The following is a 19,540-nucleotide window of genomic DNA, read 5'->3' on the forward strand; positions in this document are numbered from 1 at the left end:
CCCTCGCCCGCGATCTCCGTTCGACCCGCTGACCACGCGAGCCGACCCGCTGACCACGCGAGCCGACCCGCTGACCACGCGAGCCGACCCGCTGACCACGCGAGCCGCGACTCGCGTGCGGCGCCGGAGGAACAACAGGCCCGCCCGGAACCCCCGGGCGGGCCTTTTGTTCCATTAGGCAATTGAAATACTGTTTTCTCCAGTATGTGCTTTCTGTGTAATTTCTAGCTTTCTATCCTTTTCAATCGTCCGCTGTCTCTCGTAATACCGCAGGTCGGGTGTCCGTCTCACGCGGCTTCGACCAGGCCCATCCGCGCGTGCATCCGTTCTCGGACGACCGGCCATTCGTCACTCAGGATGGAGTAGTACGCGGTATCTCGGACCGTGTCGTCGGCGCCTCGGCTCTCCGCCCGCCGCACACCGTCGAGGTGCGCGCCGAGGGCTTCGATGGCGGCCCGGGAGCGTACGTTCCGTATATCGGCCTTGAGGGTTATGCGGTGGACCTGCCAGGTCTCGAAGGCGAGGGAGAGCATCAGATACTTGCTCTCGCGGTTGACGCCGGTTCCCTGCGCGGAGGCGGAGAGCCAGGTGTAACCGATGTCCGCCACGGACGGGACATCGCCCACCGCCCCACGGGCGCCCGGCGGCCAGGGCATGGGGCCCTGCCAATATTCCAGGTGCATGAGACGGGTGGCACCGACCACGCGATCGGTGTGCAGCCACCGGATGGCGAAGGGCATCGTGCGGCCCTCCGCCTGCTCAGCCAGAGCGGCCTCCACGTAGGAGACCATCTCGTCCCGGCCATGGGGGACACGAGTGAAGGCGTAGGTAGAACGGTCTTCACTCGCCGCGGCGACGAGGTCGTCGACGACCGCGAGGCTGAGCGGTTCCAGGCGCACGAGGCGCCCGGACAGGGTGACGAAAGCGGGCATGAGCACATAATGAGGGCTCTTTCCCCTGCCTGATACCAAACGACACGAGACATCTTGGTGAGCATCGAGGAACGCACGTGGCCCGTGAGCCTTCAGGGTAAGAGATACCAGGTCAGAACCGCTGACGCCACTCCGGGAACGTCCGTTCGCAGGGCGTTTCCGGCGGGCCGCGATCACCCCGTCGCGGGGGCCGCGCCGAGCGGGACGCCCACGGGAGCCGGGGGTGTTCCCCGCCTCGCGAACAGGCCGGTCAGCGCCTCGTCCAGCCGGTCCAGCGAGGCCGAGATCCAGGGCAGCGCCAGGGGGTCGGGCGCGTCGAGCGCGGCCAGCCGCCGCCGCGCCGTCTCGCCGTACAGGAGGCTGGTCGCCACCCGCACCCGCAGGGCCGCCGGGTCGTCGCCGAATACGTGGCCGGGGAGCACCCCGACGCCGTGCCGGTCGAGCAGGTACGCGGCCAGGTCGGCGGAGGACGCGACGTCGAGCCCGGTGAAGTCGGGGTAGAGGTAGAAACCGCCCCGCGGCGCGTCCACCCGTACGCCCGCGCGGACGAACCGCTCGTACACCGCCCGCGCCACCGCGCCGTGCAGCTCGCGGCTCCGGCTCACCCGCTCGACGAGCTCCGGCGGCTCGGTGTAGGCGTACGCCGCGGCCTGCTGGACCGGCGCGGCGGGGCTGGACCAGATCTCGCTCGCCACCGCCAGGAGCCGGTCGCGCAGGGCGGGTGAGGGGAGCCGGGCCACGCCGATCCGCCAGCCGCCCAGGGCGAGGCTCTTGCTGAGCCCGCTGGTGATCACGGTCCGCTCGGGAGCCACGTCGGCGGGACTGAGGAAGCCGCTGTCCGGGGAGTGGACCAGGTCGCGGTAGATCTCGTCGGAGATGATCGTCAGGTCGAGTTCGCGGGCGACCTCGGCGATCCGCCGGATCGTCGCCGCCCCGGCCAGCGTCCCGCTGGGGTTGTCGGGAAGCGTGACCAGCAGCGAGCGCACGTCGCGTCCCTGGGCGCGGGCACGTCCGACCGCCGCCGTCACGCGCTCGGGATCCGGCACCCCGCCCTCGCCGGGGGGCGTCGGGACGAGCAGGGAACGCGCCCCGGCCAGCTCTGTCTGGGCCGCGTAGCTGACCCAGCTCGGCATCGGCAGCACGATGTCGCCGCCGATCGCCGGCAGCAGGCCGTACAGCAGGGGCTTGCTCCCGGGGCCGCAGACCACCAGGCCGGGGTCGGTGGGCAGGCCGCGCCGCGACCAGTAGCCGGAGGCCGCCTCGCGCAGCGCGGGCGCGCCGGCGACGGGTCCGTAGCCGTTGAGGCCGGACGCCGCGGCCAGCCGCTCGCTCAGAGCCGGATGCACGGGCAGGCCCGCCTCACCGAAGGCCAGGTTCAGCACGCGCTCACCGGCGCGCCGTCTTCGCTCGATGTCCTCGTTGGCCGCCAGGGTGGCGGAAAGTGTGACGCTCATCGCGGGGTTCCTGCCTTGTCGTGGAGCGATGCGAAATGTCCGTGCGGTCTGTGCCGTCCGCGGAACGGTGCGGACTGTTCTGCCTGTTCTGCCTGTTCTGCCTGTTCTGCGGTGTGGCGCGGGCCGTTCGCGGAGTGGCGCGGGCCGTTGTGCCGTGTCTCCAAGCCTGGTGGGATGGGGTGCATCAGGACAAGCTTCGGTTGTCGTGGGTGGGCGTAAGGAAAACTGATGCTTGATTTGCGGAGACTCGCCCTGATCTGCGAGTTCGCTCGCCGGGGCAGCATCGCGGCCACCGCGGCCTCCCTCGGCTACAGCCCCTCGGCGGTCTCGCAGCAGCTGGCCGCGCTGGAGCGCGAGGCGGGCGCCGTGCTGATCGACAGGACCGCGAGGAGCGCGGAGCTGACCGACGCGGGCCGCCGCCTGGTCGAGCACGCCGAGCGCATCCTGGCCATGGTGGAGAGCGCCGAGTCCGACCTGTCGGCCCAGGCCGCGACCCCCTCGGGGCGGGTCACCGTGACCGCCTTCCCGACCGCCGCGGTGGCCTTCGCGCCCGCGCTGGCCAGGACGCTGCGCCAGCACGGCGAGCTCACCCTGCGGATGGGACAGGGCCGCTCGGGGCGCGGGATGCGCGAGGTGCGGTCGGGCGAGGTGGACATCGCCCTGATCGACGACTGGCACGGCCGGATGCGCGAGCCCGACACCGTGCGGGTCTTCCCGCTGCTGCGCGACCCGCTGGTGCTCGTGGTGCCGCGCAGGCACCGGCTCGCCTCCCCCGACGTCCCGGTCGACCTGTGGGAGTTGCGGGACGAGCCCTGGATGGCCACCCCGGACGGCGAGCCCTCCCGGCTGGCGGTGGACCGGCTGATGGCCGACGTCGGCGGTCACCGGCCGGTGCCCTGGGAGTTCGAGGGGCTGGGCACGATCATCGGCCTGGTCGCCAAGGGCATCGGCATCGCGGCCGTCCCCGCCCTGGCGCTCGCCGCCGGGGTGCGCGGCATCGCCGTCCGCCGGTTTCCCGGGCCGGCGGTGGGCCGGGTCGTGCACGCCGTCGCCCGATCGTCCAGCGTCCACCGCCCCGCCGTCTCCGTCACCCTCCGGGCCGTCCACGTCGCCGCCCGGCTCCTCGCCGCCGACCTGGAGGGGGTCGAACCGGCCTCCCGGGAACGTTCGGAGCCTCGGCCGGAGTTCGAGGACCCCGCCTGATCGGGGGATGTCCGATCCGGGACGCCCTGGGGGGCGCGGCCCGGTAACGTCGGCACGTGCCTCCCACCTACGCGCTCGAACGGTTGCTGAACGACGGCGGTTCCAAACTGGTCGCCGGGGTGGACGAGGTCGGGCGCGGTGCCTGGGCCGGTCCGGTGGCGGTCTGCGCCGTGGTCACCGACCTGTCGGAACCGCCCGCCGGGCTCACCGACTCGAAACTGCTCACCCCCGCCCGCCGTACCGCCATGGTCACCGAGATCACCGCCTGGGCGACCGGGATCGGGTACGGCGAGGCGTCCCACGAGGAGATCGACGCGCTCGGGATGACCGAGGCCCTGCGCAGGGCGGCCAGGAGGGCGCTGGCCGGGCTTCCCGTCCGGCCCGACGTGGTCGTCCTGGACGGGAAGCACGACTATCTGGGCGCGCCCTGGCCGGTCAGGTGCGAGATCAAGGGCGATCTCTCCTGCGTCTCGGTGGCCGCCGCCTCGGTGATCGCCAAGGTCCGGCGGGACACCTACATGGCCTCGCTGGGTTTCGAGGAGTACGGGTTCGCCGATAACGCGGGCTACCCCTCACCGGTCCACCAGGCGGCGCTGGCCGCTCTCGGCCCGACGGAGCATCACCGCCTGTCCTGGTCCTATCTGGACGACCTTCCCCGGTGGCGCCACCTCAAGAGACATCGCAACCCGCTGGCCGGAGAGGGCCAGCTCGGGCTCTTCGGATAGACACCTTTCTTCTGGTTTCCGGGATCTCTAGGGATCTCTGGGAATCTCTGAGGATCCCTGGGGATCTTTCAGGATCTTCGAGGACGTCCGGCGAGGTCGTCAGCAGTCGACCAGCTCGGGCGTCTGGTTGAGGATCTGCGACCTTGCGGTGACGAACTCCGCGTGGGCGCCGGTGGCGGACGGGTCGAAGACGGCGACCCGGTGGCAGTTCTGGAAGGCCAGCCGTACCCCGAAGTGGCGCTCCAGGGCGCCGCGCATGGCGTCGCTGGCGAGGGCGCGCAGGAGCTGCCCGCGAGCGGCCTCGTCCGGCGGGGGCACCGTGTTGTCGGCGAACTCGGCACCGGTCTGCTCGCGTTCCTTGACCAGGCCGGTGATGAGCGCCCAGGCGTACGGAAGGGAGTCTCTGACACAGGTGACGAATGCCGCGTCGTCCACCTCACCGGCCTTGGCCTGGTCGAGAAGATCGTTCGAAACGGTCAGCGACATGCTGCGTTCTCCTCACAGAAGGGGATTCATCAGACACTAGGTCGGGCTCGCGGAACGCTCCATCTAGCGGGAGAGCGACACTCGCGTGGGCCCGAAGACGAAGCCGGGATCGATCTGGGCCGCCAGATCCTGGCCGGTGGCCCTGTTCGCCCAGGCCTCCGCGTTGCGGAGGTGGAACTGCACGGCCTGGCGCCCGAAGCGGAACCAGTCCTTCTCCTGGGTGTCGAGATGGTCGAGAATCGTGCCCAGGGCCCGGGAGTTGGCCGGTTCGAGGTCCCGGAGGGTGAAGGGGCGGCCCTGCTCCATCGCGCGGATCGCCGCGGAGTGCTCCAGGCAGACCAGCAGGTCGTCGCCGACCTGGTCGCGCAGGAACGCCACGTCTCCCGGACCGTGGACCTTGTTGCCCACGACCGCGACCGGCACGCCGTAGTCGGCGGCGTAGTCGCGGTACTGGCGGTAGACGCTCACGCCCTGGCGGGTCGGCTCGGCCACCAGGAAGGTCATGTCGAAGCGGGTGAACAGTCCCGAGGCGAAGGAGTCGGCCCCGGCCGTCATGTCGACCACGACGTACTCGCCCGCGCCGTCGAGCAGATGGTTCAGGTAGAGCTCCACCGCGCCGACCTTGGAGTGGTAGCACGCCACCCCCAGGTCGTCCTCGTCGAACGGCCCGGTGACCATGAGCCGGGGCCCCTCGGGCGTGGGGACGGAGAATCCGGTGTGGATCGGGTCGTCCCGCTCGTCGAGGCGGAGCAGCCGCGAGCCGGACCCCGGCGGGGTGGTCTTGACCATCGCGGAGGCCGACGAGATGCGGGGGTTGTCGCCCCGCAGGTATTCCTTGATCTCGGTCAGGTGCGAGCCCATCGGCCTCGGCAGCGCACCCTCGGCCAGCCCCAGCGCCATGCCCAGGTGCTGGTTGATGTCGGCGTCGACGGCCACGACGGGGCCGCCCCGGCTCGCGGTGTATCTCGCGAAAAGCGCCGACAGGGTCGTCTTGCCGCTGCCGCCCTTACCAACGAACGCCACCCTCATAACGACGATCCAATCTGATTATGAAAATCATTTCAATCCCTCTGGGGGCTCATCATGCCACGGCGGGCGGGGGCGTGGGGCGCGTATCGCGAGGAGTGAGGGGGACGCGCTCGTGTCGCGAACGCGGATGAGGGTGATCTCTCATGACGGGTGCTGACGAAAGGGGTGAGGGAAAACAGCTGCCATGTCATGACCGGTGACAAAGATCCGCCGTTACCGCTTCGAGGTCTCCTGTACGGACTCGGCAACCCCCTTGGGGATCGGCGGGCCGGATGTTTACCACCGGCGCCGATCGGATCCGGCCGGTCCGGGTATCCCACCCCGAGTCGGTTGATCTTGAGCCCCCCGGCGAGGTCGTGGACAAGGGTCAGCAAGGGGCTTTGGTGGTACGTATCGGTACCTGGTCGCGTCGCGTTTCCATGCGGCGGGTTCCTGGGCGACGGTTCTCCGGGCAAGGGGTCTCCGGGCGGCGGTTCTCCGCGTGGCGGGTTCCTGAACGGCGGTTTTCCGGGTGGTGGGTCTCCGGCCGGGGGGTTCCCGGGTGGCGGGCTTCCGGGTTGCGGGCTTCAGAGCGGCGGGCCTCCGAGTGGCGGGCCGGTGGGCGGCGGGCCGGTGGGTTCGCCGCGTGCGGGGTGGCGCTCGCGGTGTTCGTGACGCCGTCGCCCGCTCTCGCCGCACCCGGAGCGGGTGTGGCGGAAGCGCCCTCACCATCCGTGACGGGAAAGCGGGTCGCGTCCGTCGCGGGGAAGCGGAGTGCGTCCGTGACAGGGAAGCGGGACGCGTCCGTGACAGGGAGGCGGGTCGCGTCCGTGAGGGAGAAGCGGGGCACGTCCGTGGTGGGGAGGCGGGGCGCGCGGGGTGGCTTCGGTGGTGAGAGCCGTGCGACGGCGAGGGGCGGGGAGCCGGAGGTCAGGGAGCCGAGGGTCCGGATCACCAAGACGGCCTGGCCCGTCCTCGCCAAGCCCGGCCAGAGGATCACCTACACCGTCAGGCTGCGCAACACCGGTGACACCCGCCGCTCGGACTTCACCTTCACCGACGACCTGTCGGGCCTGCTCGACGACGCGCGCTTCGACCACGACCAGTCGGCCACGTCGGGCACGGTCTCCTTCGCCGCGCCCGAGGTGACCTGGACCGGTGACGTGGCCGCCGGTCAGACGGTGACGGTCACCTACGGCGTCACGGTGGACGACCCTCCGGCGGGAGATCTGCGGCTCTCCGGCGAGCTGGTCGGTCCCGAGGGCTCCAACTGCGCGGCCGGGTCCATCGACCCCGCCTGCGGGAACCTCGGCGCGCCCGGCCTGCCGCTGCTGTACGTCCTCATGACCGCCGACAGGGAGAGCGCGGTTCCCGGCCAGGTGGTCACCTACACGATCACCGTCAGCAACGTCGGCAACGCCGCCTACCGGGGGGCCACGCTCACCGGGGAACTCTCCCGGGTCATCGACGACGCGACCTACAACGGTGACGCGCGGGTCACGAGCGGCACCCTCTCGTACGGCGCGCCGAAGCTGGCCTGGACCGGTGACATCCCGGTGGCCGAGATCGTCACCATCACCTACAGCGTGACCGTCGGCACCCCGGGCGCCGGGGACGGGGCACTGGACAGCGCCGTCCAGGCTCCGGGGGGCGGTACGAACTGCCCCGACCCGGTGCCGTGGTCCGCCAGGTTCGCCGCCCCCGTGCCCGGTGCGGGGCTCGGCTGCGCGCAGCGGGTCGCCGTCGAGAGGACGACGGACACGGGGACGCCCACATCTGGGACATCCAAGGGATCCGAGGCATCCGAAGGACCCGAAGGGCCCAGGGGACCCGAGGTGTCCGGGCCGGGTGACGGCGCGGCGGACGTGAAGGCCGGGGACGGCTGCCCGGCGGGGGCGGGCGGTCCCGGTTGCGGGAGGCGGCCGGTGGAGACCGCCTCGGCACCGGCGGCCCCTGACGCCTCCGCTCCGGCGTCCGCCGATGGCTCCGCACCGGCTTCCGCACCGGCTTCCGTGCCAGCGTCCGCACCGGCTTCCGCGCCGGCGCCCGCTCCGGCGTCCGCCGATGGTTCCGCGTCTACGCCTGATCCGGGTTCCGCGCCGATTCCCGCTCCCGGCTCGGTTCCCTCGCCCTCACCCGGGCCGGTTCCCGGTTCCGGTCCCGCGTCGGTGTCCGGCTCCCCTTCCAGCCCTTCGGGGACCTCGGGGACAGCGCCTGTTCCCGGCTCGGAGCGGACTCCGGTGCCCGCGCGGGTGCCGGAACGGCCCGTCGACCCGTCGTGCGTGCCGGGCCGGGGGCGGTCCTTCTCGATCCCCTGTCCCGCCGGTTGGTCTCGCGTGGAACCGGCCGGTCCCACGCTGCCGTTCACGGGCCTGCCGTTCTGGCCGGTCCTGGTGGGGCTCGTGCTCTCCGGCCTCGGTCTGGCCCTGAGGCTGAGCGCCCGGCGAGGGAGGTTCTAGCCGGGCGCTCAGCGGGGCCGGATCGAAGCGAGGCCGGATCGAACCGGGTCAGGCTCGGCCGGACCGGTTCAAGTCCGGCCGGAGGATCAGACCGGCTGGACCCGGCGGCGACGGCGGAGCAGGAACGCGCCGGTGACCAGGCCCGCGACGGCCGCGGAGGCCAGCGAGACCGGCAGGACCCAGTCGGCCGTCTTCTCCGGCACGGCCACGGTGTTGATGTCCGTGGCGCAGACCAGCACGGGTCCGGTGGCGCTCTTGCGGGCGCAGGCCGTCGTCGCCAGGTTCTGCACCGCGGCCCCCGCGATCGCGCCGACCCGGGCGCTCACGTGGACGATGGCGTCCTTCTGGGGTGGGACGTTCACCGTCCACGCCACTTTGCCCTGCTTCACCTGCCCTCCGGCGTCGGCCTTCACGAAGGTCATCGACGGCGGCAGGGACTGCACCAGGAGGACGCGCTTCAGCTGGGCGGTCCCCTGGTTGCTGATACGGAGTGTGTACGTGTTCTCCGCGCCCGGGGTGATCTCCCTCGCCCCGTCGTCGAGGGAGATGGAGACGGAGGGGACCGGATCGGCCCAGGCGAGGGGCCCTCCAACAGCGGGTGCGGCGATTGCGGCGATTGCGGCGAGCAGGCCCACGCTCGCCAGGCGACGTTTCATCCTCTAACCTCCATGGTGACGCTAAGTAATCACTCCATAACAGCATTCCGACCCTCGTGAGCGCTCTCAACGCGCCGGACGCGCCGAGCATGTCGTGCGCCGATCCGCTCGCCGTTCGGTCGGCTGGTCGGTCGGCTGGTCGGCTGGTCGGCTGGCGTGGCGGGGCGCCGATTCGTCAGTGGCAGGCGGAGTCGAGGATGACGGCGTTCGTCTCGGCGCGCTCGCTCGCGTTCCTCCGGTTCCCGGCCTGCAGGGCGGGCACGGAGCGGGGCGGGGCGGGCGGTGCCGCCAGGGTGGTGATGACCTCGCGCCTGATCAGGTGGTAGTCGGGCGCACCCGAGTAGATCAGCGGTGGGACGAACTGGAGGCTCCTGATCCTGGAGTCCTTCACCTTCTCCGCCAGCTCGACCAGGTCGGGCAGCAGCTGCCGGGGTATGTCGGTGGAGATCGCGTCCACGGCGGCGGTGGCCAGCTTCTCGAAGCTCTGGAAGACCGCCACCGGGTCGGCCTGTTTGGCGACGGCGTTCAACAGGCACTTCTGGCGGCCCATCCGCACGTAGTCGTCGCTGTCGGTGCGGGACCTGCCGTACCAGAGCGCCTCCTCGCCCGAGAGTCTCCGCCTGCCCGCCTCGATCAGGCCCTCGTTCTGCCTGCCGTACACGATGGGGTCCTTGATGCGGACCCGTACGCCGCCTATGGCGTCGACGATTTCCACGAAGCCCCTCATGTCGACCATCGCGTAGTAGGGGATGTCGAGCCCGAGGATGCCGCCGATCGTTCTTTTCAGGAGTGTCGGGCCGCGGTGCCGCTTGTTCTGCCGGGGGACCATCTCGGGGTAGTCCTCGGCGTACTGGTAGACCTCGTTGAGCAGGCCCGGGGTGTACGGCGGCTCGCCCTGGAAGCCGTAGGGGAAGCGGTCGCGGGCCGGGCCGGGAGGCATGGGGGCATCCTCCAGGTTCCTGGGCAGGCCGAACAGCACGGTGTCGCCGGTGCGGGTGTCGACGCTGGCCACGGTCATGCTGTCGGTGCGTACGCCGATCCGGTTGGCCGCGGCGTCCGCGCCGACGAGCAGGATGTTGAGCCGGTCCAGGCCCTTCCACGGGTCCACCGGGATCGGCGTGACGCTCTCGGCGAACACCGAGGTCACGACGTTGTGGGAGATGTAGGCAAGGCGGGCCGCGTAGACCATGGGGGCGATCACCAGCACGCACAGCACGCCGACGGCGGCGGCCGAGAGGTATCCGGCCAGGGGAGGCGCCGACTCCGGCCGTACCAGCAGGTAGGAGTGGATGATCACGGCGACGGCCACGACGGCGACCAGCATCGCGGTGAACGCGAAGACCCAGAGCCAGGCGGGCTGCACGGCGAGGGAGAGCAGGGAGGGCCCGGCGGTCAGTACGGCGGTCGCGGCGGCTCCGGCGAGGGTGAGCTCGACGCCCATCAGGAAGGCGCCGGTCAGGCGGCGGCCCACCCAGATGTGTGCCAGGCCCCACAGAACGGCCGACCCCAGTGTCAGTGCCAGGCTCGATCCGACGCCTGTTCGCCCCGTATTGCCTGCCATCGCCGTGACATCTCCTGTCCGTCAGCCCAATACGTCGCAGGTTAGTAACGGTTTTCGGGTGAATCGGCTATGTGGTTGTTCGACGCGCTGAGGGCGGTGGGTCAAGGTTTGTAAACCAGATTTCGCCGTCAGGATGACGCTGACCTCCAATTTCGCGTCAAAAAGAGCCTGCAACCGGTTTTGCCAGGCAAACGCGGGGATTTCCAGGTAAAGCGGTTAGGGGGCCCCGTGCGTAGAGTGATCGGTTCGATTTTGATCGCGCTCGGATGCCTGCTCGCTCCCTTCGCCCTCACCGCCCACTGGGCGGCGACCGACATCGCGGACCCCGGCCGCTACATCCGCAACGTGAGCCCGCTGGCCGCCCATCCGGCCATCAAGAGCGCCATCACGAACCGCGTCACCGACGAGGTCGTCCTGCGGCTGCGCGGGCTGGGGCTCTCGGTCGGCGGGGAGCTCATCCGCGAGACGGTGAAGGCCGGTGTCGACGACGACTTCGCCATCGCCTGGGTGGAGATCAACAAGGTGACGCACCGCCGGTTCCTCGCGATCCTGGGCCACGACCCGAATCCCAGCGCGCAGGAGGAGGACGAGGACGACGGCGTCGGCTACGACTTCGCCCCGGTGTACGAGCTGGTCAAGCGGAAACTGCAGATCGCCGGGATGAGGGACGCCGCGCGCCTGCCCGAGTCGCACCCGGTCACCCTGCTGCTGCCCACCACCGCGATGACCATGATCGACGGGGTCTACGACGGGCTCATCTCACTGAGGTGGGTCCTGGTGGGCATGTCGCCGGTCCTGATCGCCGCGGGGGTGCTCCTGATGCGCGACCGGTGCGTCGCGCTGATCGGCGCCGGGCTCGGCCTGGCCGCGAGCATGCTCGCGCTGGCGATCGCCATGTCCGCGGTCCGCAACGCCTATTTGCCCGGTGTCGTCGCCGGTGGCCTGTCGTACGCCGCCGTGGTCGCGATATTCGACGCGCTGACCGCCTTCCTGAGGAACGGCCTCCGGGTGATCTTCGCGCTGGGCCTGCTCGTGGCGGCGGCGGCCTTCTTCGCCAGGGGCAGGCTCCTTCGCTCCAGGCTCGCGGGGGCGGCGTTCGAAGCCCGCGCTCACCAGTCCGCGGAACCCCCGAAGGACGTTCCCGAGGGGCGGTAGCCGAGCCGGGCGCGCGCGGCGGTGATGTCGAGGGTCCGCTCGACGGCCAGGTGTCCCGCGGCGTAGCGGGTCAGCCGGGGCGGGCGCGGGCGCCGGAGCAGCCGCGACGCGGTCTCGGCGACGGCGGCGAGGGGGTCCACCAGCGCGAGCGGCAGATAGTACGGTTCGGCGTCGATGCCGCGTTCCCCGAGGATCGCGCGCAGGGCGTCGTCGAGCACGACGGGCTCGGCGTCGGTCACGTTGAAGACGCCGTGGTCGACCGGGCCGTCGGCGGCGAGTAGGCAGGCCTGGACGAGGTTGTCCACCGAGGTCAGGCTGATCCGCTGGCGTCCGTCGCCCACCGCGAGCAGCCTGCCGCCCCTGACCGCGCCGAGCACCCGGGGGAGCAGCGTGGTGTCCCCCCTGCCGTAGACCGCGTGCGGCCGCAGGACGACCGCCCGCTCCAGGCACCTCTCCGCGGCGGCCTTCGAGGCGCCGTACGCGTTGGCGTACCGCCCGACCGGGGCGGCGTCCTCGGTGGCCATCACGGTCGGCCGGAACGGGTCGTAGACGCTCGCCGTGCTGACGTGCACGAACCTGGCGCCGGGGAAGGCCGCGGCGGCGTTGCGGGTGCCGTCCACGTTGGCGGCCCAGATGTCACGCGGCGGTCCCCAGTCCGTGACGCTCCCGGCGCAGTGGATCACCACGTCCACCTCTCCCTCGCCCGGGAACGTCACGGGCCGGGGGCCGAGGAGGTCCCACGGGGTGTACGGGGCGCCGCCGACGTGCTCGCCGTCCACCCGGGGCCGCCTGCCGAAGGCGGACACCGTCCAGCCCCGCGCCACGGCCGCGCGGCAGACCGCGCCCCCCACGAATCCGGAGGCGCCCGTCACCGCGATCCTCGGTCCCCGCCCGCCGGGCCCGCCGGGCTCGTCAGGTCCGGTGGGTCGCTCAGGTCCGGCGGGTCGTTCAGGTCCGCTGGGCTCGCCAGGTCCGGTGGGTCGTTCGGGCGCAGGTCGCCCGGGTCTGCCGGCGCGCTCGGGTCCGCCGGGGCGCCCGGGTCCGCCGGGGCGTCCGGGTTCGCCGGGGCGTTCAGGTACGGCGGGGTGCTCAGGTACGGCGGGGTGCTCAGGTACGGCGGGGTGCTCAGGCACGGCGGGTGACCAGGTCTCGCAGGGCGGCCCGGTCGAGTTTGTCGGCCCGGCCCGAGCGGGGGAAGGCGCCGAGCGGCTCGATCCGGTCGGGCAGGGCCGCGGCGTCCACGATCCCGGGAAGCGCTCTGCGCAGCAGGTTCACGTCGTAGCCGTCCGCGGGGACGACGGCCAGCACGACCTCCTCGTCCCCGGTCCCGGGATCGGGGAGCCCGACGATCGCGGCCTCGGCCACCCCGGGCAGCGCCGCGACACCGGACTCGTACAGGCCCGGATAGATGTTGACCCCGTCGCGGAGGATCATGTCCTTCTTCCGGCCGAGCAGCACCAGCCGGTCTCCTTCGAGCCGGACCAGGTCGCCGGTGGCGACCTCCCGCAGCGGCTCCTCGCCGAGATAGCGCTGGGCGAGGTGGGGGCCGGAGACGAACAGCTCGCCGTCCTCGGCGATCCGGACGCCGACGCCCGGCAGCGGGACCCCGAGCAGATCCCCTCCGGCCTGGGCCAGCTTCTCCTCGGCGGACGCGATCGCGATGGGGAGCGCCTCGGTCATCGCGTAGACCGAGAGGACCTCGGGCCCGGCTTCGATCGCCCGGCGGAGCACGCCCGGCGGGGCGGGGGCGGCGCCGAGCAGGAGGTAGCGGAGGGTTTCCGGGAGCCTGGGGGTCCTGCGCAGCAGCCTGTCCAGGTGGACCGGCACGGCGAAGGTGTGGGTGGCCCGCCGCGCGGCCAGTTCCGCGGCGAGGTCGCCGCCCCCGGGCAGGGACCAGGTCGCCCCGGCCAGCAGGGCGGGGAGCCCGAGCATCAGCTGGTCGGTGTGCACGACGTCACCCGGGCCCAGCGGGAACGCGCTCCTGAACATCTCCAGCCCGGCCGCGAGGGACCTTCGGGTGTGCACCACGCCCCGGGGGCGTGCCGTGGTCCCGGAGGTGAAGATCACCGCCGCCGGCTGGTCGGGGTTCGTCCCGTACGCCTCCCGGCCCGCTTCCGGACCTTCCGGGCCTTTCGAGCCTTTCGGATCCTCCAGACGCTCCGGACCTCCCGGATCCTCCTGACCGGCCTCCCGGCCGACGGCCGCGCCGTCCCGGCGGACCTCTCGACCGTCCTCCCGACCGGCTTCCCTACCGGTTTCCCGATCGGCTTCTCGGCCGGCCTCTCGATCGGCGGGGACGGTGGAGTCGCCGGGCGATCGGAGGACACGGGAGAGCCGCAGCGCACCCCGGGGAACTCCGGGCAGCCACGGGCCCGTGTACAGGTGGCGGACGGGATGACCGGGAAGCGGGTTCGCGAGGTCCGGCAGAAGCAGGCCCCGGCGGCGGGCCAGGCCCCTGAGCGGACCGCTCAGGGTGTAGAGCATGGACTCGCTGACCACCCAGGTGGGCCGGGTCGCCGCCATCCGGGCCGCGAGCACGTCGGGCGCCAGGCCGGGGTCGGCGAGGACGAGCGTCCCGCCCGCCGCCACCGCTCCCAGCGCCAACGCCACCGCGTCCACCCCGGGACGCACCGCGAACAGCACCCCGTCCCCGGACCGCATCCCGTCCCCGGACCGCGTCCCGCCACCGGATCGCGCGCGGTCCTCCATCCGAGTCCGGTCGTCCTTCACCGGCGTCCGGTCTTCCTCCCAAGCTCCACTTTCCGGACGAGCCCCGCTTTCCGACCGAGCCCCGCTTTCCGACCGAGCTCCGTTTTCCGAACGAGCTCCGTTTTCCGGACGCCTACCGCTTTCCGGATGTGCCCGGTGTCTCGGTGGTGGTTCGCTCATCGCGGCGCGGACCGCCGCCACGCGGCGGGCCAGCTCGCCGTAGGTGATCTCGCGGCCCCGGCCGTCGACGATGGCGGTGCGGCCCGGCTCCCGCGCGGCGACCGCCATGATCCCGCTGACGATGTCGTTCACGTGGCACCGGCCCGGTCGACCCACAGGTGCTCGTAGGTGGGGATGAGGACCCGCCTGGCCGCGCGCCGCCGTACGACGCGTACCCGGTGGGAGAGCAGGACCGAGGCCACCGCGCGGATCTCGGCCAGGGCCAGCGGGTAGCCGATGCAGAAGTGCGGGCCCGCGCCGAACCAGAGCCTGCGCAGCTCGGGCGGGTGGGCGCGGGAGGGGTCGAACGGGCCGTACGCCCTCGCGCAGTTGTGGGTGACGATCAGCACCCGGTCGCCGGGGCGTACCGCCGTGTCCCCGACGCGCGCGGGGGCGGCCACCGAGCGCAGCATCAGCGGGGTCGGCGTGGTGACCCGCATGGCCTCCTCGATGACCGTGTCCAGGTCGCCGACCGGGGTCCGATGGTCGTGCAGGAGGGCGACGAGCCGGGGGACGAACGTGGCGACGGTCTCGGTACCGGTGAGGAAGAACGCCCCGGCCGCGCCCCTGGCCTCGGCCACGGACAGTCCCTGCGCCCGCATCCGGCCCATGACCGTGGACTCGTCCCCGGCCTCGTAGGCGGCCTGCGCGATGTCCCCGATCCGGTCGAGCACCCGCCTGGCGACGGCTACCTGCCGGTCCGACAGCCGCCGCGAGCGCAGCGAGACCATCGAGACGACCCGTTCCCCGTCCGCGAACAGCTCCCTGGCCCGCGCCTCGGAGACCTCGCCCAGCCCGATCACCCGGCAGATCACCGCCCCGGCCATCAGCCGCATGGCGTCCACCAGGTCGACCGTCTCGCCCCGCCCCAGGCGCGCGGAGAGGTCGCCGAGCGGCTCGCGGAGCACGTCGTCCACGAGCGCGGACACGTACCCGGTGGTGAACAGCGGCATCAGCTTCCTGCGGAGCGCGAGATGGCCGGGTCCCTCCATGTTGAGCAGCACGGAGGGGCCGAGCACGGGTGTCCACAGGTCGCCGGGCGAGCCGGGGCCGTCCTTGCGGAACCGCCCGTCCATCAGCACGGCCCGCGCGACGGCGGCGTCGTTGACCACGACTCCCAGGCCGGGGACGCGCACCACGGGCCCGAGCCGGGCCAGCAGCCGCATGAGCGGGTAGGCGAAGGGGTGGGCGGCCAGGTAGAGGCGGGTCTCGTGGTTCACCGGACGTCGATCACTTCGGGCCGGTAGTGGTGGTCGGCGTACCAGGCGAGGGTGCCCGCGAGGCCGTACGCCCGCAGCCTGCGCACCGAGCCGAAGACCACCACGTCGCGGCGCGAGGCGTACGCGGGGGTGAGGGTACGCACCCGGTTGACCAGGGCGCGGTCCTCGTGGACCTCCTCGATCGCGGTCCTGGGGAAGCCGCCCGCGCGCTCGTAGAGATCCGCGGTGATGGCCAGCGTGGCGCCGGGCATCATCACGTACGGGCCCAGGTAGCGCGGGTCCCTGTTGCCCGGCCGGAAGCGGCCGAAGGTCGCCGCCACCTCCACCACGAACGGGATGAGGTGGCGCTCCCAGAACTTCAGCCGGAACTCGTCGGTCCGGGGCCGCAGCTGCCCGCCGACCATCTCCAGCCCGTCGCCGAAGGCCCGCCGGATGTTGCGCACCCAGTCGGGGCGGGGCAGGCAGTCGGCGTCGGTCCTGGCCAGGTGGGTCGCCCCGTGCGCGACGGCGTGGCGCATGCCGGTGTCGGACGCGGCGCCCGTGCCCTTCCTCGTCTCGACGACCACCCGGACGCCGTGCCGCCGTACGACCTCGGCGGTGCCGTCGGTGCTCGCGTTGTCCACCACGAGCAGCGTGAAGTCCCGGTCCTCCTGCTCGGCCAGCGCCCGCAGCGTCGCCTCGATGCCGGGGGCCTCGTTGTAGGCGGGGACGATCACCCAGAGGTCCATCGCGTTTTCGCCGGTGTCACGCCGGTGCCGATCCATCACATCTCCGCCAGCATCACGCCGGTGCTGATCCCGCCGCCGAGCCCGAGCAGCGCCACCCGGTCGCCCGGCCGCCAGCCGCCCAGCGCGAGCTGGAGCGGCAGCGTCGTCGAGGCGCAGTTGCCGTGCTCGGGCAGGCTGACCACGAGCCTGTCCTCGGGGATGTCGAGCACCTGGGCCAGGAAGCGCAGGTAGGGCAGCGCCACCTGGTGCACCGCCACGATGGCGAAGTCGTCCCAGGTCAGGCCGGTGCGCTTGAGCGCGTTGAGGAAGATGTCCGGGCCGACCGCCTCGAAGGCCTCCTTGAGCCTGCGCCCGTCGCCGCGGAAGTAGGAGTACTCGGGGTCGCGGGGGTGCGCCGAACCGCCCCCGGGCAGGGTGCCGACCGCCCAGGCCATGGAGTCGGCCGCGAAGTCGCGGTAGAAAATGCCACGTTCCACATCGGCGGCGACCGTGACCGCGGCCCCGGTGTCCGACAGCGTGTAGCCCGCGAACGAGTCGACGAACTGCGCGCGGTCCCTGACCCGCCACCGGATCGCCCGCGACGGGATCTCACCCGAGCAGACCAGCACCTTGCGGTGCGCGCCGGTCAGGATCAGCGCCTCGGCGATCTGGATCCCGTTGAGCATGCTGTTGCAGGCGTTCTTGACGTCGAACACCGGGCACGAGAGTCCCAGCTTGGCCGCGACGATGTGCGCGGTGGCGGGCTCGACCATGTCCTGGGAGGCCGACGCGAAGACGAGCAGGTCGACGTCGGAGTGGTCGAGCTCGCGGGCCGCCTCCACGGCCAGGTCCGACGCCTGCTGGTCGTCGCGGGCCACGTGACGGCGCCGGATTCCCGTCATCCGCTCGACGACGCCTCTGTGGGGCCTGTAACCCTCGATCCGCCTTTCGACGTCCGCGCTGGAGACGGTTCGCTCCGGCAGATACGTCGCGACGCCCGTGATCCGGGCTTTCATTGATCTCCCTAAACAGCGTCAAGTCTCCCCATGCTCGCGCAATGTATCTAAAACACGGTGTTTTGTCCTGGCCACGCGGGCGCGACGGGGGGCAGATGAGGGGAGGGAAACAGTTCGGTATAAGCCGGTCGTGAAGGGGTAGCGGGTGCCGCCATGAGCGACGTTCGGACGGGACCGGTGACCACCAAGGTCCCCGCGCGGTTGGACCGGCTGCCATGGTCACGATGGCACTGGATGGTCATCATCGGACTCGGCACCGTCTGGATCCTCGACGGTCTCGAAGTGACGATCGTCGGAAACCTCTCCGCCCAGCTGGCCAAGGAGGGCAGCGGCCTGGCGATCACCCAGGCCCAGATCGCGGGCACCGCCGCCGCCCTCTACGTGGCCGGGGCGTGTCTGGGGGCGCTGTTCTTCGGCTGGCTCACCGACAGGTTCGGCCGCAAGAAGATGTTCATCATCACGATGGTCGTCTACCTGGTCGCCACCGCCGCGACGGCGTTCTCGTTCTCCGCCTGGTGGTTCTTCCTGTTCCGGTTCCTGACCGGGTTCGGCATCGGCGGTGAGTACGCCGCCATCAACTCGGCCATCGACGAGCTCATCCCGAGCCGCCACCGGGGCAGGATCGACATCATCATCAACGGCAGCTACTGGCTCGGCGCCGCGGGCGGCGCGCTGCTGACGGTGCCGCTGCTCAACAACCTGCCGCTCAACATCGGCTGGCGCGTCGCGTTCGGCATGGGCGTGGTGCTCGGCCTGGCCATCCTGCTGGTACGCAGGCACGTGCCGGAGAGTCCGCGCTGGCTGTTCATCCACGGCCGCGACGAGGAGGCCGAGGGGCTGGTCGACGGGGTGGAGAGGCAGATCGAGCGCGAGAAGGGCGTGAAGCTCGACGAGCCCTCGCAGTCGATGACCATCCACCAGCGCAAGTCCATCGGGTTCGGCAAGATCGCGCACACCATGGTCGCCCGCTATCCCAAGCGGACGGTCCTCGGCCTGTCGCTCTTCATCGGCCAGGCGTTCCTCTACAACGCCATCACCTTCGGGTACGCGCAGATCCTGTCGACCTTCTTCGGCATCGAGACCGAGACCGGCTACTACTTCGCCGTCATCGCGGTCGGCAACTTCCTCGGCCCGCTCCTGCTCGGGCGGTTCTTCGACACCGTCGGCCGCATCCCGATGATCTCCGGTACCTACATCCTGTCCGGGGTGCTCCTCTTCGGCACGGCCTGGCTGTTCAACCAGGAGGTGCTGACCGCGACCACGCTCACCGCCTGCTGGTGCGTCGTGCTCTTCTTCGCCTCCGCCGGTGCGAGTTCGGCCTACCTGACCGTCAGCGAGATCTTCCCGATGGAGACCCGGGCCATGGCCATCGCGTTCTTCTACGCGATCGGCACCTTCGTCGGCGGCGTGTCCGGGCCGCTGATCTTCGCCAACCTCGTCGAGAGCGGCAGGCCCGGTGACACCGCGCTGGCCTTCTGTATCGGCGCGACCCTCATGGTCGCCGCCGGGTTGGTGGAGCTGTTCTTCGGGGTCAAGGCCGAGGGCAGGGGACTGGAGGACATCGCCGAGCCGCTGAGCACCGCCTCCAGCTGAGGACGCTCTGAGAGTGCTGACGCTTTGAGAGCGCTGACATTCTGATTAAGCGCGCTCTGAACGCGGACGCTCTGATTGAGGGCGTTCTGAGTGCTGACGCTCTGGGTGAGGGGGCGGCGCCGGGGCAGTGCCGCCTCCGGCAGAGGGGGCGGCACTGCCCCGGCGCCGCCACTGAGTGCCGCCACTGAGTGCCGCCACTGAGTGCCGCCACTGAGTGCCGCCACTGAGTGCCGCCACTGAGCGCCGCCTCCGACCAAGGATCGCGTTCGGGTGAAGTGCCGCCTCCGGGTGAGGGGGCGGCGCCGGGTGAGTGCCGCACTCCGACAGGGGGCGGCTCCGGTGGGAGTTTGACGGTCCTCTGTCGCGGCAGAGGACCTCATAAGATCATTTTTCGTGATCGACCGGACTGACCGTGATCGACCTCGCCGGGCTGAACA

General features: G+C 71.5%; 16 protein-coding genes. 5 read left to right on the plus strand and 11 right to left on the minus strand.

What is annotated here, in order from left to right:
• Positions 1-287: 287 nt before the first annotated feature.
• Both ABT053_RS10985 and ABT053_RS10990 read right to left on the minus strand, forming a co-directional pair.
• Positions 288-932, minus strand: a complete 645-nt coding sequence (locus ABT053_RS10985; protein WP_350968734.1) for a GNAT family N-acetyltransferase — start codon at positions 930-932, stop codon at positions 288-290.
• 173 nt (positions 933-1,105) lie between these two features.
• A complete protein-coding gene (locus ABT053_RS10990) occupies positions 1,106-2,386 on the minus strand; it encodes a pyridoxal phosphate-dependent aminotransferase (protein WP_350968735.1) in 1,281 nt (426 codons plus the stop codon).
• Between the two features lie 228 nt (positions 2,387-2,614).
• Here ABT053_RS10990 and ABT053_RS10995 point away from each other — a divergent pair, with 228 nt between their 5' ends.
• Positions 2,615-3,589, plus strand: a complete 975-nt coding sequence (locus ABT053_RS10995) for a LysR family transcriptional regulator (protein ID WP_350968736.1) — start codon at positions 2,615-2,617, stop codon at positions 3,587-3,589.
• A gap of 56 nt (positions 3,590-3,645) precedes the next feature.
• A complete protein-coding gene (rnhB, locus tag ABT053_RS11000) occupies positions 3,646-4,314 on the plus strand; it encodes a ribonuclease HII (protein WP_350968738.1) in 669 nt (222 codons plus the stop codon).
• Positions 4,315-4,413: 99 nt separating this feature from the next.
• Here the strand turns inward: rnhB and ABT053_RS11005 are convergent, their stop codons facing one another.
• On the minus strand, positions 4,414-4,800 hold the full coding sequence (locus ABT053_RS11005) for an SCO5389 family protein (protein WP_350968739.1): 387 nt from the start codon (positions 4,798-4,800) through the stop codon (positions 4,414-4,416).
• 63 nt (positions 4,801-4,863) lie between these two features.
• Complete coding sequence (locus ABT053_RS11010; RefSeq protein WP_350968740.1) at positions 4,864-5,829, minus strand: ATP-binding protein; 966 nt, start codon at positions 5,827-5,829, stop codon at positions 4,864-4,866.
• An 809-nt stretch (positions 5,830-6,638) separates the two neighbouring features.
• On the opposite strand from ABT053_RS11010, the gene ABT053_RS11015 reads away from it, so the two are divergent.
• Positions 6,639-8,267 (plus strand): DUF7927 domain-containing protein, encoded by a 1,629-nt coding sequence (locus ABT053_RS11015; protein ID WP_350968741.1) that lies wholly within the window; start codon positions 6,639-6,641, stop codon positions 8,265-8,267.
• An 86-nt stretch (positions 8,268-8,353) separates the two neighbouring features.
• On the opposite strand, the gene ABT053_RS11020 is transcribed toward ABT053_RS11015, so the two are convergent.
• Both ABT053_RS11020 and ABT053_RS11025 read right to left on the minus strand, forming a co-directional pair.
• On the minus strand, positions 8,354-8,923 hold the full coding sequence (locus ABT053_RS11020) for a hypothetical protein (protein ID WP_350968742.1): 570 nt from the start codon (positions 8,921-8,923) through the stop codon (positions 8,354-8,356).
• A gap of 175 nt (positions 8,924-9,098) precedes the next feature.
• Positions 9,099-10,484, minus strand: coding sequence for an LCP family protein (locus ABT053_RS11025; protein ID WP_350968743.1), 1,386 nt, complete (start codon positions 10,482-10,484; stop codon positions 9,099-9,101).
• A 228-nt stretch (positions 10,485-10,712) separates the two neighbouring features.
• Here ABT053_RS11025 and ABT053_RS11030 point away from each other — a divergent pair, with 228 nt between their 5' ends.
• On the plus strand, positions 10,713-11,639 hold the full coding sequence (locus tag ABT053_RS11030) for a hypothetical protein (RefSeq protein WP_350968744.1): 927 nt from the start codon (positions 10,713-10,715) through the stop codon (positions 11,637-11,639).
• On the opposite strand, the gene ABT053_RS11035 is transcribed toward ABT053_RS11030, so the two are convergent.
• The 5 genes from ABT053_RS11035 to ABT053_RS11055 form a co-directional block, all read right to left on the minus strand.
• Complete coding sequence (locus ABT053_RS11035) at positions 11,594-12,511, minus strand: NAD-dependent epimerase/dehydratase family protein (protein ID WP_350968745.1); 918 nt, start codon at positions 12,509-12,511, stop codon at positions 11,594-11,596. The two genes, ABT053_RS11030 and ABT053_RS11035, sit on opposite strands and share 46 nt — an antisense overlap.
• Before the next feature lie 253 nt (positions 12,512-12,764).
• The gene (locus ABT053_RS11040) at positions 12,765-14,300 is read right to left on the minus strand and encodes a class I adenylate-forming enzyme family protein (protein WP_350968746.1); all 1,536 of its coding nucleotides are present in this window, start codon (positions 14,298-14,300) and stop codon (positions 12,765-12,767) included.
• A gap of 356 nt (positions 14,301-14,656) precedes the next feature.
• Positions 14,657-15,787 (minus strand): cytochrome P450, encoded by a 1,131-nt coding sequence (locus ABT053_RS11045; RefSeq protein WP_350968747.1) that lies wholly within the window; start codon positions 15,785-15,787, stop codon positions 14,657-14,659.
• Complete coding sequence (locus tag ABT053_RS11050; protein WP_350968748.1) at positions 15,784-16,551, minus strand: glycosyltransferase family 2 protein; 768 nt, start codon at positions 16,549-16,551, stop codon at positions 15,784-15,786. The genes ABT053_RS11045 and ABT053_RS11050 overlap by 4 nt, the downstream gene beginning before the upstream one ends.
• Positions 16,551-17,510, minus strand: coding sequence for a 3-oxoacyl-ACP synthase III family protein (locus ABT053_RS11055; RefSeq protein ID WP_350968749.1), 960 nt, complete (start codon positions 17,508-17,510; stop codon positions 16,551-16,553). Before ABT053_RS11055 ends, ABT053_RS11050 begins: the two co-directional genes overlap by 1 nt.
• 234 nt (positions 17,511-17,744) lie before the next feature.
• Here ABT053_RS11055 and ABT053_RS11060 point away from each other — a divergent pair, with 234 nt between their 5' ends.
• A complete protein-coding gene (locus tag ABT053_RS11060; RefSeq protein WP_350968750.1) occupies positions 17,745-19,103 on the plus strand; it encodes an MFS transporter in 1,359 nt (452 codons plus the stop codon).
• Positions 19,104-19,540: the final 437 nt, after the last annotated feature.

The organism is Streptosporangium sp. NPDC002524 (genome assembly GCF_040295985.1).
In the GTDB taxonomy this organism is placed as follows: domain Bacteria; phylum Actinomycetota; class Actinomycetes; order Streptosporangiales; family Streptosporangiaceae; genus Streptosporangium.

Excerpts from the sequence above, each read along its gene's own strand:
- ABT053_RS10985 (WP_350968734.1), bottom strand. The coding sequence starts at position 932 with ATGCCCGCTTTCGTCACCCTGTCCGGGCGCCTCGTGCGCCTGGAACCG.
- ABT053_RS10990 (WP_350968735.1), bottom strand. The coding sequence starts at position 2,386 with ATGAGCGTCACACTTTCCGCCACCCTGGCGGCCAACGAGGACATCGAG.
- ABT053_RS10995 (WP_350968736.1), top strand. The coding sequence starts at position 2,615 with ATGCTTGATTTGCGGAGACTCGCCCTGATCTGCGAGTTCGCTCGCCGG.
- ABT053_RS11005 (WP_350968739.1), bottom strand. The coding sequence starts at position 4,800 with ATGTCGCTGACCGTTTCGAACGATCTTCTCGACCAGGCCAAGGCCGGT.
- ABT053_RS11010 (WP_350968740.1), bottom strand. The coding sequence starts at position 5,829 with ATGAGGGTGGCGTTCGTTGGTAAGGGCGGCAGCGGCAAGACGACCCTG.
- ABT053_RS11020 (WP_350968742.1), bottom strand. The coding sequence starts at position 8,923 with ATGAAACGTCGCCTGGCGAGCGTGGGCCTGCTCGCCGCAATCGCCGCA.
- ABT053_RS11025 (WP_350968743.1), bottom strand. The coding sequence starts at position 10,484 with ATGGCAGGCAATACGGGGCGAACAGGCGTCGGATCGAGCCTGGCACTG.
- ABT053_RS11040 (WP_350968746.1), bottom strand. The coding sequence starts at position 14,300 with ATGCGGTCCGGGGACGGGGTGCTGTTCGCGGTGCGTCCCGGGGTGGAC.
- ABT053_RS11050 (WP_350968748.1), bottom strand. The coding sequence starts at position 16,551 with ATGGATCGGCACCGGCGTGACACCGGCGAAAACGCGATGGACCTCTGG.
- ABT053_RS11055 (WP_350968749.1), bottom strand. The coding sequence starts at position 17,510 with ATGAAAGCCCGGATCACGGGCGTCGCGACGTATCTGCCGGAGCGAACC.
- ABT053_RS11060 (WP_350968750.1), top strand. The coding sequence starts at position 17,745 with ATGGTCATCATCGGACTCGGCACCGTCTGGATCCTCGACGGTCTCGAA.